Origin of the sequence: Vibrio sp. PID17_43 (assembly GCF_002608565.1) — a bacterium.
Lineage (GTDB): Bacteria > Pseudomonadota > Gammaproteobacteria > Enterobacterales > Vibrionaceae > Vibrio.
Genome location: NZ_LIXM01000006.1, coordinates 87,605 through 102,774, shown reverse-complemented (window position 1 = coordinate 102,774; position 15,170 = coordinate 87,605). Strand labels below are relative to the sequence as shown.

Sequence of the window (15,170 nt, the reverse complement as noted above, 5' to 3'; positions counted from 1 at the left end):
AATATCAATAACTATTCATCCATAATCCAACACTTATTATGAGGTGCGCCTGCGCCTCAGTTTTATACGGAGATATTCCCTTGAAAAAGATGTCTATTGCACTTGCGCTAGTGCTGGCACTTACAGGCTGTCAAGCTACTCAACGACAAAACGCAACCACAGGTGAGTACGAAACAAACTCGACGACACAAGGTGCACTGATCGGTGCAATCGCAGGTGCGGCTATCGGTTTGGCAACGGGTGACAACGCAAAAGAACGTCGCAAACACGCATTAATCGGCGCTGCAGCTGGCGGTGCAACCGGTGCGGGTGTTGGCTACTACTTCGATAAACAAGAAGCAGAACTGCGACGTGCACTACTAAACTCTGGCGTACAAGTTGAGCGTGTTGGTGAAAATCAACTGTTACTTCGCATGGAAAACGGCATTGGATTCTCATCGAGCTCTTACCAATTAGATGCAAGCATTCACAATACTCTTCGTGGCGTCGCTCGTATCCTCGTTGAGTACCCAGATACAAGCTTAGTGATTGATGGCTACACCGATAGCACGGGTAGCGACTCATACAACCAAACACTATCTGAGCGCCGTGCCGAATCAGTACGTCAGTTCCTAGTATCTCAAAACGTTGCACCTGGCCGTGCAATCGCTCGTGGTTATGGTGAACGTAACCCACTGTGTTCAAACCAAACTTCTGAAGGTCGTGCTTGCAACCGCCGTGTTGAAATCCAGATCTTGCCACTGAAGTAATTTAGTAGCACCATACCGGTAGTAACCATTATTATCGGAGCAGGTCTAGTGAAATACGCTAGACCTGACATACCCAATGTCTTTCAGAATCACGACTCTTCTCTTTGTTTCAAGTGTCTGCCTATCTAGCCTTGCCCTCGCATTCCAAAATCCGACAAAACCTGAAGCTCAGTTCGAACTCGCTCAGCAACTGGCGCTAAAACCAAACCCAGACTCCCCTTCTGATGTACGTTATTGGTTAGAACAATCCGCTTACCACGGTTATATCCCGGCGCAAAAACAATTAGCGGCAGATTACGGTCGTGGTCTCACTGGTGAAATCAATTACTCACAAGCAATTTATTGGTTCACTTCTGTCGCTTTAAATGACCCAACCGATAGTGGTTTTTTGTTGGCAGACTTTGTCCAATATCATCAAGCACAAGTATCGAAGGCTGACCTCGTCGAATCTTGGTACCAACTCGCCGCACTCAAAAACCCTCAAGCAGAAGAAGCCTATAATCAGTTTTTGGAGGATCGCTTCAATCAGCTAAGAGCCAAGCAAGTCTCAGAGATTGTTGATCTAGATAAAAAAGCCATCGTTCAAGAAGAGCAAGAACAAGTGATATCCACAACGCAACAAAAGGCTGAGTTCTTAACTATAAGGTATGCCGCTGGGACATTTTGTTTGGCTGTTTTGATCGGAGGTGGCGCATTTGGCTATCGTTGGTCTTCCAAACGAGCACACATTCATTCAGCTTCCGAAGTAGCTAAATCTCAACAGTTAGAAAATCAAGTGAATGAACTACAGTTTGCAAACAAACAACTCAAGCGACAATTTGAAAAAGTATTCAAGGAGTTTAAGCAGATAAAAGCGCAAACTGGTAACCAAAAACTGGCTGTCGCATGTGCCATGTTTGGGTACACTCCACATTCTATTCCAGACAGTAAAACAGTGAAGTTGCGCTACAGACAATTGTCCAAACTCTATCACCCTGACTCAAGAGGAAGTGAAGAAGAAATGAAGCGCCTAAATCTCGCATTTAAAACCATCTCACAAAATGTTACAAAAGAGTAAAGTTTACTTCTATATCTTTTGAATCCGAGCTCTTTTTCCCCAAAAAGAGTGGCTCGCAATCGATCTCCCTCTCAAAGAAATTAACAGTCAGTTAACTTTCAACTGTTTTATATGCAATAATAACCACGAAAAATGACACCTAACGACACATAATTAATCTAGGTGGGGAGAAAATCAATGTTCACTGAAGAAGGCACCTGCGACTGGTGTAAAAAACCAAGTTTTATTACTCGTCACGATTATTTAGATGGCAAGCACAATCACTCATGCCAAACATGCTACGACATTGCGAAAATCGATGTTCGCTTGTTTAATCTAGGTGAGATGAAAATGCGTGAGCGCATGACACCGCACGCCAATTAGACAGAGTAAATCAACGGAACTGATTTTCAAGAGCGCCTTTCTCACAAGGCGCTTTTTTGATCGTCGCGCTCTACCCCTCCCCCACGACGCTACATCTTATTTATCCTCTTAACGGCGTCTTTCCTTTCCATTTACTATCCCAGCATAGCCACATTACTTAAATGCACTGTATAGCACACTAAAAACCACTGTATATACCGTACTTAGAATGTAATTATCATCACATTTTTAAATCCATAACAGACATATCCAAAAACAACCTTAAAAATATAAACTTTAATATTCAACAGCTTAAAACCGAACATTTCAAGATTGTATAAACAAAAGTCCACTAGGTGCATAAAAAATTGGTTGATCAGACATCAAAAACAAACTACTGTATATATACACAGCATGTATAAAGGAACAGTAGGATGCAGTTACAAAGTCAATTTCATACATACTCTCGCTACAACGTATTGTCACAAGCAACACAGCCTATGGATGTGTCTGACCTGCTTCTTGCTAAGTTGGCAGTATTGTCACAGCAACAACAGTGGATCCTGTTTACTGCGGAGTGCCATCGTCCTGATTTTGAGCAACTTACTGCGTCTAACATTCGCTGTCAAAACATCATTCAGATGAAGCCTTCTCAACAGCTTTCTGAAGTGGAAATTGTGATTAAAGCGATTCAGTCTGGGAACGCCAGTGCCATTGTCGCATCGAACAATATTGCGCTGATGAATCAATCAATGCTTCGCGATATTGCCCTGCGTTATCAGTGTGAAGTCTTTTTCGTCGAAGGCAGAATAAACAAGTATCATTAATAAGATCGACGTTATTCATCCTGCATCACGCCTCCATTAAAGGAGGCTTTTTTATGCTGCAACAAATTAAGGCAAACGTTTGCTTTTTCTCTGGCGCGTAAAAATAGTTCTGGTATGATGCCCTCATTCGATTTATTCAGCGAATCATTCTCACTGAATATCTTCTCTTTATGACGTTTGATTAAGATGATAGGAATGCCGAAATGAGCCTTGCCAATCAAGTACTTGCCGTCAATGACGACCTGCCAATTCGCACCCACAAACCTGTTCATAGCGGAAAAGTTCGCTCCGTTTACTGGTTAACTGAAGAAGACAGCGCACGACTGATCAAAGAAAAAGGATACGATGTCGCTCCTGATGCCCCACTGGCAATCATGGTGATCAGTGACCGTATCTCCGCGTTTGATTGTATCTGGCATGGTGAAGGTGGGCTAAAAGGCGTTCCAGGTAAAGGCGCAGCTCTTAACGCGATTTCTAATCACTGGTTCAAATTGTTCAAAGACAACGGTCTTGCGGATAGCCATATTCTAGACATCCCTCACCCATTCGTGTGGATCGTTCAAAAAGCCAAGCCAGTTAAAATTGAAGCGATCTGCCGTAAATACATTACTGGTTCTATGTGGCGTGCTTATGCGAACGGTGAACGTGAGTTCTGCGGTATTCAACTACCGGAAGGCCTTGAGAAAGACAAAGCGTTACCTGAGCTACTAATGACACCGTCAACCAAAGGCACTCTAAAAGATATTCCTGGTGTTCCTGAAGCGGATGATGTCAACATCACTCGTCAAAACATCGTGGATAACTTTGAGGCGTTTAATTTCTCTAGTGCAGAAGACATCGCACAATACGAGAAGTTGCTTAAAGAAGGCTTCAACGTTATCAGCCATGCTCTTGAAACAATTGACCAAACGTTCGTTGATACTAAATTTGAATTTGGCTACGTACACGACGCAGTAGGGAACGAGAAACTGATTTACATGGATGAAGTGGGTACACCTGATTCATCACGTATTTGGGATACGAAAGCATACCAAGCGGGCAACATCGTGGAAAACTCGAAAGAAGGTTTCCGTCAGTTTCTGCTTAACCACTTCCCTGACCCAGACATCCTGCTGAACAAAGAACGCATGCCTGAGCGTGAAGCACTGGCTCGCGATAACGCACTGCCAGTTGCGTCTTTGCTGGACATCTCTCGCACTTACATTGGCATCGCCGAAAAGATCACAGGCCAACCAATTAAGCTAAGCGACAACCCGAAAGCTGAAATCATCGAGATTTTAAGTAAAGACTACGGACTGGTTGACTAAGCGCTCCAGTAAAGAAAGCGTAACTTGCTTGGGTCTATTGACGGTATAAAAAAAGCGACCGATTTACGGTCGCTTTTTGGAGATTATCGTTAGAGCTTTAGATTCAATACATCTTGTTCTGTGGTATCTACTTTTAGTTTACTTCTAGATTCAATGTACTCAATTTGTTTTGGGTCTAACGAATAAGGCATCACTACGCGTAGTTCTTGAATCCCTTCATGCTTTGCTAGCTTAGCTAGTATCACCAAGTTGAATTCATCGCTTTGGCGTGAAGACATCGATTTCAATGCAGCATCCCAAAGGCGATCTTCAGGTTTGCTTAATTCCGCGATGTTCTGTTTCCACAATAGGCCAAAAATAGGTGCGATAGTGGCAAAAGCTTCTAAAAAGGTCCACTTTTTAGCGCCTGTTGCACCTAAAAAACTGGTGTAATCGAATTCAATGCACATCTTTCCTTGTTGTTCCATCCTATGCCTCGAAACTCTAAAAATGAGTTATACAAAATATCGTACAATTACTTTGATATAGCAATAGGATATAAAACAATAGTCTTTTATTTCCGCATTTAAATTCAAAAGGAAATATTAAAACCAACTTTGTAACAAATGATGTACAGCTTAGCTATATATATACGTTCAATTGATTACTAATTCATACTGAAACAAAAAACGAGGTAAAATCAACAAGCCAATGAAAATACTCTATAAATTCACCAAACGAATACCGAGTCCAATTCGGCTCTGGGAGTGGGCGTAATCGTTCTGCCGCAATGTAAAATCTATCCCAACAACGAGACAGTTTACTCGATTGACCATTCGACTCATGTCTATAACCTATTTCTAGATGGTTATATAACATCATATTTGTTTGATGGGCTAAGACCACTTGTGGTTTGTAGTTAGACTCTCTGAAAGAGAAGAGATGCCAGAATGAGCAAGTTGCAAAAGAGACTTCTGAGTGTACGAGCCCATCAGAGCAGTACCTGAATTGAATCGATAAAATGGAATAGATACGAAATTTTGAAACTTGACTTCAAAATGTTGCAAAGAGTCCATTTCAGAGCCAAGTTCATTGTATGCGTTTTGATTGATGTATGAGGTGTAGGTACCTAAAACATCGTTGTCTTCATAGGTTAAAATGTGCGTTATGCTTTTTCCGTAAGCCAATACGGGACATAACAGTAGTGGAATCACTTTATACTTCATCGTTTTCGTTTTCCTTTACACCGCCCAAACTGAACGGCAATATCATTCCTTATCGCTAAGATATTGGCCATAAATTGCAAAGGAAAAAAATTAAGCAATTATCTTTCCGAACGCCTACTTCACATCAACAACTCGACTGGCTTTTTTGTATTGTACTTTCCAACCTATCCAGCGAGGCAATTCCCAGCGTTTAGGATCGCCTTTGCGTCCCCCACCACTATAAACAACATGCACCAACTTGCGCGATACAAAGTATTCCACATCCAACTTAAGCTCGGCCAAAACAAGTTTAAGCGGGAACTGCTCAGCAAAATCTTCATATTCCCAATCCGGAATACCTTCGAACGGGATATCATCCGCTTCAAACAAGCCGATATCTTCAATGCCCTCAACGCCCAATGTTTCCAACTGTTCCACTACCCAAGTAGAAAAAGACAATGCGTCTAGAGCCGTTTTATCGACTGGATATGGATTCCTTCCAAGTGTGTTATAGATTTTCCAATGTTGGATCTGCTGTTTTCTTAACGGTGCGAATCCTGGCAACAAGGTTTCATCTTCAATCATTTCAACAATCGATTGGACGGCCACTTCGCCTTGGAGTGCTTGGTATTCCGTACAGATGGTTCGCCCTGCATAAACCAAATGCATGGTGGCTCGCGGTTCGTGTTCATCATAATTGGTTTCGCCTTGCTGCCAATCACCTAACGCTAACTCACGAAGCCAATTAAGTGGTACAGGTAACATAACAGAGGCGAGATTAAGCGTTTGTTTCACCCCTCGTCCTGGTACGCTATGACTGTCTAAAACCAATGCGGCTTCGCTTTTTTCTGGAAATCGGCTATTGCGACCGACCATCATTTCCATCACACCATTGCCCAATGCATCACGTCTACGTTCTCGACGTACAAACACTAACTCCGGGTGCAGTTTAGCAATGGCTTTGATGAGTTCGTCTCGCTTGTATCGCGAAGCTACTTCAAGTTCAGGCAGTTCAAACACTTCTCGCATCTGCGTAGCTAAACCTTGAGCCTCTTCCAGCACGCTAGCATCGATGCTTACACCTGGAAGTTGTTCTCCTCGCACTAAGCGAATCATCAACGATGCATCACAACCAAAAGGTTCTTGCTGTGCCAGTGTTTCAGCTGACTCCCCACCTTGCAATTGATACATCTGAGCAGGCACAGATAATGCTGCAGCTAAGTCAATCATGGCTTCTTTTTCAGTTTTGGCGTGAATGCGCGTCACTAAATCAGCGAACAAGGCATCAATTGGTAATGGATAAACTTTTTGACCATGCTCAGTCACGTCACCATGCTCATCTATCGCTTCCATCGCTTGCAGCGTTTGGGATGCAGAAGTCAGTGACTTTTCTGGCAACATATCGAGAAATTGCAGCTTAGAAAGTTGGTAACCGCAACATGCTGCTGCAAGCATTGGCTCAACAAGCTCTTCGCGGTGAAGCTCGGGAGGCGTCACAAGCTCCAGTGGCGCATGTTCACCGAATAAGCGAATGCATATCCCTTCAGCTACACGACCTGCACGGCCCATTCGTTGTGCTGCACTTGCTTTAGAAATATTGGTTAACGTGAGTGCCGTGCGCCCATTTCGTTGAACGGTTCTGCGCTCTAATCCACTATCAATGACGACTCGAATATTCGGTATCGTTAACGAGGTTTCTGCAACGTTGGTCGCCAACACGATTTTACGTTGCTTTTGGATGGTTAATGCCCTATGTCTCTCCTCATCACTGACTGACGCGTGCAGTTTGACCACCAGCACATCATCCAGACTTTGAAGCATCTGCCAACATTGAGTTATCTCTTTGCGACCCGGTAGAAAAACAAGGACATCGCCCTCTTCGTCTTCCAACACTTCTTTTACCGTTTTGACGACGTCAGTCTCGCAACCTTTCTTGTTTGGCAAGTAACGGCTATCAAGAGACCGATGTGACACTGCTACAGGGAAGCAGCGCCCCTCGGAACGCAGGCGCTTGGCGTCCAAATAGCACACCAGCTTTTCGCCCTCTAATGTGGCTGAAGTCACAATCAAGCGATGTTGTTTTTCTTGCTTTAAAATGGCGGTAAGGAGATCAGTGTCCCAGCGGCGTTCATGAAATTCGTCCACCATAACAATATCGAAGCGAGCAAGTTTATCTTCCACAAACCAACGTAAAGCGACACCAGGGGTCACAAATACGATTTGGGTATTTTCATCAAAATGAGCGTGAAGCTTGATGGCATACCCGACCTTTTTACCTAAAGACTCTCCTGATTGCTCCGCAAGAAACTCTGCTAATGACGTACACGCGATTCGACGTGGCTCAATCACCAGTACGCGACCATGATTGGCCGCCCATAACGGTAAACGCGTGGATTTACCCGAACCGGTTTCGGCTTCTACCACTAGATGATGGTGATTAATGAGTTGGTCAAATTCAGCTTGTAAAGCATCGATAGGTAATGGAGACATAAAGGTCACATCGTGATAAATAACTGCGAAGTATTATACCAACCTAGGTCACTAATAGGTCAGATTATTACTTAGCAAATTGGCTGATGACGTCACAGAGAGGGAACAAGGTAGGCCCATTCCGCTGCTCTGTTTTATAGAGAAACCATCAGCGGATTTTGGTAAGTCGCCTGTTCTTTGGATAATCAAAGCCTATCAGTCGTGTTTTAAAGAGTCACTACGCATCACTTACAGACGATATTTTCATCTACAACTGATTTTTTTTGCGACATTACGTTGATGTACATCAACGATTGTTTACAACTAAATAGTGAAGCCGTTAGAATTTTGCATGCTTCCTTCAACCCTACATTTAAGGCACCCAATGAACAACGACAAGCGCCCACTCTATATCCCATTTGCGGGTCCGGCTCTTTTGGCAACTCCACTTTTAAATAAAGGCAGCGCATTCTCTACTGAAGAACGCGGTTCATTTAACTTAGAAGGACTTCTACCTGAGACAACCGAGACCATCCAAGAACAGGTAGAACGTGCGTATCAGCAGTATAAAAGTTTCGAAAGTGACATGGATAAGCACATTTACCTGCGCAATATCCAAGACACGAACGAAACCCTATTCTACCGTTTAGTGCAAAACCACATTTCAGAGATGATGCCTATCATCTATACCCCTACGGTAGGGGCGGCTTGTGAAAACTTTTCGAATATCTATCGTCGTGGACGTGGTCTGTTCATTTCTTATCCGAACCGTGATCGTATTGATGACGTGTTAAACAATGCTGCTAACCACAATGTTAAAGTTATCGTAGTGACGGATGGCGAGCGTATCTTGGGCTTGGGTGACCAAGGTATTGGCGGCATGGGCATTCCAATCGGTAAGCTATCCCTTTACACAGCATGTGGCGGGATTAGTCCTGCTTATACTCTGCCAATCGTGCTTGATGTAGGTACTAACAATCCACAGCGCTTGGCAGACCCAATGTATATGGGCTGGCGTCACCCTCGTATCACCGGGCCAGATTATGACGCGTTCGTTGATGAATTTATTCAAGCGGTGCAACGTCGTTGGCCAGATGCATTAATCCAGTTTGAAGATTTTGCACAGAAAAACGCAATGCCTTTATTGGAACGCTATAAAGATCGCATCTGTTGTTTTAACGACGATATCCAAGGTACCGCTGCTATTACTGTGGGCTCTTTGCTTGCGGCTTGTAAAGCGGCAGGTACGAAGCTTTCTGACCAACGTATTACATTCCTGGGCGCTGGCTCAGCAGGTTGCGGTATTGCGGAAGCAATCATTGCACAAATGGTATCGGAAGGTATTTCAGATAAGAAAGCACGCTCACAAGTTTACATGGTTGACCGCTGGGGTCTGCTACAAGAAGGCATGCCTAACCTTCTTGATTTCCAACAGCGTCTGGTTCAGAAGTTCGACAATACTAAGGAGTGGGAAAATGAAGGAAATGCCTTCTCACTGCTGGACGTCATTCGTAATGCCAAACCAACCGTCCTTATCGGTGTATCTGGTGCTCCGGGCTTATTTAGCCAAGAAATTATCGAAGAGATGCATAAACATTGTCAGCGTCCGATCGTATTCCCACTTTCGAACCCGACCAGCCGTGTAGAAGCGACACCAAACGACATCATCCGTTGGACAAACGGTGAAGCTCTGGTTGCAACGGGAAGTCCGTTCGAACCTGTCGTTCATGAAGGTCGCAGCTACCCTATCGCTCAATGTAACAATAGCTACATCTTCCCGGGTATTGGTCTCGGTGTACTTGCGGTAAATGCCAAACGCGTCACTGATGAAATGCTAATGGAATCTAGCCGTGCACTCGCAACGTGTTCCCCTCTAGCAATTCATGGTCAAGGCCCATTACTGCCACCACTGGAAGAGATTCACTTGGTATCGAAAAAGATTGCGTTTGCCGTGGCTAAGAAAGCGATCGAGCAAGGCGTTGCACTCGAAATTACAGATGAAGCACTAAATGATGCCATTGAGCAATCGTTCTGGCAGCCGGTTTACCGTCGCTACAAGCGTACAGCATTCTAAGTCTTGAGACGCTTTGTATAATTATTAGCCCTCGTTCTACGAGGGCTTTGTTTTTTTATGCTGTTTGATCTTATTTTAACCATATTTTGGCATAAATGAGCTTCTCAATTTTTGTGCCTATCAGATATGATGAGAAATACACATTCATTTAAGGACATCGATCGTTTTGCTGTTTTCTCGTAGGAAGTCAAAATGGAAGCTTAAATTTTCATGGAAGTGTCTGGCCTTGGTTTTGTCGATCTCTTTACTCAGTCTAGTTGTCACTGTCATTGCTATCGACCGGTGGGTGGTGCTTCAAGCAAAAGCGCAAATTTTTACGGATTATGAACAAGTTCCACAACATGAAGTTGCCGTTGTTCTGGGCACTAGCAAATACATTGGGAAGATTCTCAATATCTACTATACCCACCGCATCAATGCCGCTATCGAACTTTACCAACAAGGTAAAGTAAAGCAATTTCTGCTTAGTGGTGACAATGCTCATCGTTCTTACAACGAGCCCTGGACGATGAAACGAGATTTACTCAAAGCTGGTATTCCAGAAGAAGTGATACATCTTGACTACGCAGGGTTCCGCACATTGGACTCGATCGTCCGTGCTAAAAAGATTTTCGCCTCAGAGCGATTTCTTATCGTTACCCAGCGCTTTCATTGTGAACGCGCGCTATTTATTGCCGATGCCTACAGTATTGATGCTCAATGCCTTGCCGCTGCTGGGCCAACCACAAGCAAGCAAAAATCATCGATGCGTATACGTGAATTACTCGCAAGAGTAAAAGCCTTCCTAGACTTATACATCATGAATACGCAACCACGCTTCCTTGGCCCTCAAGTGCCCATTGTTGCGGTAGACGACATTACCGTCGATAAGAGTGCCGAAGAGCATTCCGAAGAGCGACAAATCCCTACGGAATAACAACGACCTCGAGCGTTTCTCTGCCCCTCAACAGACTCCAAAAATAAATGGGTAGTTTCCTACCCATTTCTAATTCTTAACATCACAATTTCTTATTCTTACTTTGATTAAGAACAAATTGATCTGCTCATTGCGTGTAACATCCATCCAACAAACACACAAGTCAGTTACCTTGCTGTAATAAGTAAATAACAAGACAAAGCCTAAGGAGCATAACCATGACCGCTTTCGCTGTGACATTGAAGAACTGGTTCTTCACTCGCAACAGCATGATTTTAACATCCAATATCATGCTGTTCGTGATTCTATTTAATACCTTACCCTTTGAACCTCAAATCGTAACCGGATTATGCATTTTGGTCTTCGTCGCAGTATTGTGGTTAACGGAAGCCATTCACGTCAGTATCACAGCCCTATTGATTCCTCTACTGGCGGTGTTTCTTGGTGTCTTTAATACCCAAACTGCACTGAACAACTTCTCCAATTCAATTATTTTCTTGTTCCTAGGTGGTTTTGCTCTAGCAGCAGCGCTGCACAAACAAGAGTTGGACAGAGCCATTGCAGACAAAGTACTGCTTATCGCACGCGGTAAGATGTCTGTTGCGGTGTTCATGCTTTTTGGTGTCAGCGCTTCTCTTTCCATGTGGATCTCAAACACTGCGACGACTGCAATGATGTTGCCTCTAGTACTAGGCGTAATGAGCAAGTTAGACGCTGAGAAAAATCATCGCACATTTTTATTTGTGTTACTGGGCATTGCTTACAGTGCATCCATTGGCGGGATCGCTACGCTTGTAGGTAGTCCACCTAACGCGATTGCAGCAGCAGAAGTCGGATTGAACTTTACGGATTGGATGAAATTAGGCCTACCAATTTCATTGATGTTGTTACCGATCGCCGTGCTGGTATTGTATACCATCACCAAACCAGACTTAGGCCATACGTTTGAACTTTCCCATGAGCCTGTTGAGTGGACCAATGGCAAAATGATCACGTTAGCCATCTTCCTGCTAACCGTAACGCTTTGGATCTTCAGTAAGCCAATCAACGCCATGTTAGGTGGTTTTGCCAAGTTTGATACGTTAGTGGCAATGGGTGCAATCTTAATGCTTGGTGCTTCTCGTGCAGTAGAGTGGAAGGACATTGAAAAAACCACGGACTGGGGCGTATTGATCCTCTTCGGCGGTGGTATCTGTTTGAGTAATGTGCTTAAAACAACGGGGACCAGCGTTTTCCTTGCGCACGGATTAACGGGCTTCTTAGAGCAAGCTGGCATTCTACTGACCATTCTCGCGGTTGTGGCGTTTGTGGTATTTCTTACCGAATTTGCGAGTAACACGGCCAGTGCGGCTCTACTAGTGCCGGTCTTTGCCACTATTGCTGAAGCTCTGGGTCTATCCCCGGTGATCTTGTCTGCACTGATTGCAATCGCTGCTTCGTGTGCCTTTATGCTCCCTGTTGCGACCCCACCAAACGCGATTGTATTCGGTACTGGGCACATCAAGCAACAAGAGATGATGCGAATCGGTCTTGTGCTTAATATTGCCTGCATTGGCGCATTAACGCTCTTTGCATGGCTATTCTGGTAACCCTAAAAATAGAGCAGCATACGCTGCTCTATTTTTACTGTTGGCCACGGCATCAAACCAATGCCGCCACTTCCCCCAAAGAGATGATCATTGGTGGTCACAGACCACTTTTATGCCTTAAAACACCTTACTGGTTGATGGCTAGCTGGTTTTGCATACCATAGTTTACTTCGATACAATTTCGACCGTTTCGCTTCGCCAAGTACAACACCTCATCGGCTCGAGCCATCGTTTCTGACACGCGCTCATTTTGCATTTGAGCCACACCAATACTGCATGTTAGTGGTTCCCCATGAACCCACAAATGGCGTTCCACATTTTCACGAATACTCTCCGCTCGTTTCACCGCTCGCTCAATATTGGTATTTGGGCAAAATACGACAAACTCTTCCCCACCCCAGCGTACCAATCGGTCTTCAGCCTCAATTGAGCTTGCAATGACCATGACAAACTCTCTCAACACATCGTCACCCATTTGATGACCAAACTGATCATTTACATTCTTGAACTTATCTAAGTCCAGATAGAGAACGGAGAAAGAGTCATGCCCCCATCTCACCTCTCTTGCTTTTTGCTCCAACCAGGTTTGAACAGCATGGCGATTCATCGCACCCGTTAATGCATCTCGGTGAGCGAGTTCGGCAAACTCACAATTCTGAGTTCGCAGCGTACTATTCATTTTTTTTAAGTGGCGGTGACGCTTCTCCACCCTTTCAAAAGCCAGTTGGCTCTTGCGCAACTCATGAAGAGAAAAAGCAAGACCAAGCGTCATCCAAGAAAACAATAGAACAAACAGTAATGTTGACTGTTCTACGTATTCACCTTCAAACTCGATTTTCTCAATCACAATCTTGTGCTCGCCAAGGCCTGCACTCGCCCCGGTAGCAAGATCAATACGAGTAATGTTGGAAAACTCTGGGCCCGAATGTTCAATCGCGACATGGTTATCAGCCAACCACCATGTCATCACTTGCAAGTTGTTAATTGGAATTTCAATCGTTTCACCAAAGTCCGATGGTGAAAATTGCATCCCATTGTACTTAATCGTGTATTCATCATCTGGATTCGAATACTCGGGGTTATAGTTTCTCAGATACAAACGAAGCTCTTTATCACCTTCGCCTGCATTTTCATAGCGTAACTTCAGTCGGACGGTGTGGTAGTTTGAAAGGTCAATGCCCTTTGTCGCCTCTATGACATCGGTATAAATTGAGATACCGCAATATGGCCAAGCATATTGGCTTTTTTTAATATCACAACTCAGAGTTAAACCATTTTCTTGATAGGAGATATCAGCTTCACTCATGCCTCCTGCGCTAGCATCACTCGTCGCATGAAAGTTGAATTTGTCCGGCGTAATCACAAGCTTTCGCGTATCACCTATCAGACTATAAATGGCAACCAAACTGATGGTAAAAATAGAGAGTGCAAAAATGAGTTTATGTATCCGCTTCATTGACAATATTACCTAGCTTCGCTGTTGTTATACTTATTTAGCTGTCATTATGCTATATAGCACAGTGTACTGATGCTTTTTCTAACTTCAAATTAAGTTTTTTATCAAGAGATATTGCCACCTCTTTCCAAAAAAATCTCATTTTTGAAACCGACTACAATTATATGGCGTGATATTACTCCAATAAAACATCAATTTTCCATTAAGTACTGCTTTGCGAAAAGGTTCACACTCTCACCTCTTGAGCAGCGTAGGTACTGTTCTGATATAATGGCCAAAAACACAATAATGAGTAATGTCATGTCAATAATTGCGACTGGCACGCTAAACAAAATGCGTGCTTCTCTTGATGGTGCTGTCAGCTACCGTTTACCAGTAGGCAAGGAAGAGGTGGATTTAAGTCTGTTTCTTGGTCAAACACTTACCCTGACTCACACAGGCAACATCTACTGCTGCTCTTGCGGCAACAAAACTAAGAAAAGCTATTCTCAAGGTCACTGCTTCGTTTGTATGAAGAAGTTGGCGAGCTGCGATATGTGCATCATGAAGCCAGAAACTTGTCACTACGAGCAAGGCACCTGCCGAGAACCGCAATGGGGTGAAGAAAACTGCATGGTAAATCACTTCGTTTACTTATCGAACACTTCAAGCCTAAAAGTGGGTATCACCCGTTACACCCAAATTCCAACACGTTGGATTGATCAAGGCGCGACGCAAGGTCTACCGATCTTTAAAGTAAAAACGCGTCATATTTCTGGTTTGATTGAAGTGGAATTAGCAAAACATATCGCTGACAAAACTAACTGGCGTACATTACTAAAAGGCGATGGCGAACCTATCGCACTGCAAGACCGCTTTGCTGAACTTCTGCCACTGGTGGAAGATAAGATTGCTGAGATCAAACAACAATACGGTGAAGACGCGATTGAAGTACTCAGTGAAAGCATTACCGATTTGAGCTACCCAGTTCAGCAACATCCAACCAAAATAACGTCGCACAATTTCGATAAGAACCCTGTCGTAACGGGCACGCTGCAAGGCATCAAAGGTCAGTACCTAATCTTTGATACTGGCGTAATCAACGTGCGTAAATTTACCTCGTACGAAGTAGAAGTGAGCGCATAAGCCATCTTTGACCTTACCGAAAAGCAAAAAGCTCGAGCCATGTGCTCGAGCTTTTATTTTTTCTGGGAAATAATA

Annotated in this window: 12 protein-coding genes and 1 pseudogene; 9 read left to right on the top strand and 4 right to left on the bottom strand. The window is 43.9% G+C overall.

What is annotated here, in order from left to right; translation table 11 throughout:
• Positions 1–80: 80 nt before the first annotated feature.
• From AK965_RS05945 to AK965_RS05925, 5 genes are all read left to right on the top strand, one after another.
• Positions 81–749 carry an OmpA family protein gene (locus AK965_RS05945; RefSeq protein WP_099078755.1) on the top strand — a complete coding sequence of 223 codons (669 nt, stop codon included), beginning with the start codon at positions 81–83 and terminating at the stop codon, positions 747–749.
• Between the two features lie 76 nt (positions 750–825).
• On the top strand, positions 826–1,806 hold the full coding sequence (locus tag AK965_RS05940; protein ID WP_099078754.1) for a molecular chaperone DnaJ: 981 nt from the start codon (positions 826–828) through the stop codon (positions 1,804–1,806).
• Between the two features lie 177 nt (positions 1,807–1,983).
• On the top strand, positions 1,984–2,169 hold the full coding sequence (locus tag AK965_RS05935; protein ID WP_172438083.1) for a hypothetical protein: 186 nt from the start codon (positions 1,984–1,986) through the stop codon (positions 2,167–2,169).
• Between the two features lie 413 nt (positions 2,170–2,582).
• On the top strand, positions 2,583–2,975 hold the full coding sequence (locus tag AK965_RS05930; protein ID WP_099078752.1) for a SulA-like leucine-rich domain-containing protein: 393 nt from the start codon (positions 2,583–2,585) through the stop codon (positions 2,973–2,975).
• 203 nt (positions 2,976–3,178) lie between these two features.
• Positions 3,179–4,282, top strand: coding sequence for a phosphoribosylaminoimidazolesuccinocarboxamide synthase (locus AK965_RS05925; RefSeq protein WP_099078751.1), 1,104 nt, complete (start codon positions 3,179–3,181; stop codon positions 4,280–4,282).
• Between the two features lie 89 nt (positions 4,283–4,371).
• On the opposite strand, the gene AK965_RS05920 is transcribed toward AK965_RS05925, so the two are convergent.
• The 3 genes and pseudogenes from AK965_RS05920 to AK965_RS05910 form a co-directional block, all read right to left on the bottom strand.
• Positions 4,372–4,749, bottom strand: coding sequence for a transporter (locus AK965_RS05920; RefSeq protein ID WP_099078750.1), 378 nt, complete (start codon positions 4,747–4,749; stop codon positions 4,372–4,374).
• Between the two features lie 289 nt (positions 4,750–5,038).
• Positions 5,039–5,487 (bottom strand): annotated as a pseudogene (locus AK965_RS05915) (phospholipase A); the annotation flags it as partial.
• 114 nt (positions 5,488–5,601) lie between these two features.
• The gene (locus AK965_RS05910) at positions 5,602–7,956 is read right to left on the bottom strand and encodes a helicase-related protein (RefSeq protein ID WP_099078749.1); all 2,355 of its coding nucleotides are present in this window, start codon (positions 7,954–7,956) and stop codon (positions 5,602–5,604) included.
• A 364-nt stretch (positions 7,957–8,320) separates the two neighbouring features.
• Here AK965_RS05910 and AK965_RS05905 point away from each other — a divergent pair, with 364 nt between their 5' ends.
• The 3 genes from AK965_RS05905 (at position 8,321) to AK965_RS05895 (ending at position 12,514) form a co-directional block, all read left to right on the top strand.
• Positions 8,321–10,009 (top strand): NAD-dependent malic enzyme, encoded by a 1,689-nt coding sequence (locus tag AK965_RS05905; RefSeq protein WP_099078748.1) that lies wholly within the window; start codon positions 8,321–8,323, stop codon positions 10,007–10,009.
• A gap of 166 nt (positions 10,010–10,175) precedes the next feature.
• Positions 10,176–10,925: a vancomycin high temperature exclusion protein gene (locus AK965_RS05900; RefSeq protein ID WP_099078747.1), complete on the top strand. Its 750-nt coding sequence runs from the start codon at positions 10,176–10,178 to the stop codon at positions 10,923–10,925.
• Between the two features lie 218 nt (positions 10,926–11,143).
• Positions 11,144–12,514 (top strand): DASS family sodium-coupled anion symporter, encoded by a 1,371-nt coding sequence (locus AK965_RS05895; protein ID WP_099078746.1) that lies wholly within the window; start codon positions 11,144–11,146, stop codon positions 12,512–12,514.
• 127 nt (positions 12,515–12,641) lie between these two features.
• On the opposite strand, the gene AK965_RS05890 is transcribed toward AK965_RS05895, so the two are convergent.
• Entirely contained in the window at positions 12,642–13,970 is a 1,329-nt protein-coding gene (locus AK965_RS05890) for a GGDEF domain-containing protein (RefSeq protein ID WP_099078745.1), read from the bottom strand.
• A gap of 300 nt (positions 13,971–14,270) precedes the next feature.
• On the opposite strand from AK965_RS05890, the gene AK965_RS05885 reads away from it, so the two are divergent.
• Positions 14,271–15,095 (top strand): DUF2797 domain-containing protein, encoded by an 825-nt coding sequence (locus AK965_RS05885; protein ID WP_099078744.1) that lies wholly within the window; start codon positions 14,271–14,273, stop codon positions 15,093–15,095.
• Positions 15,096–15,170: the final 75 nt, after the last annotated feature.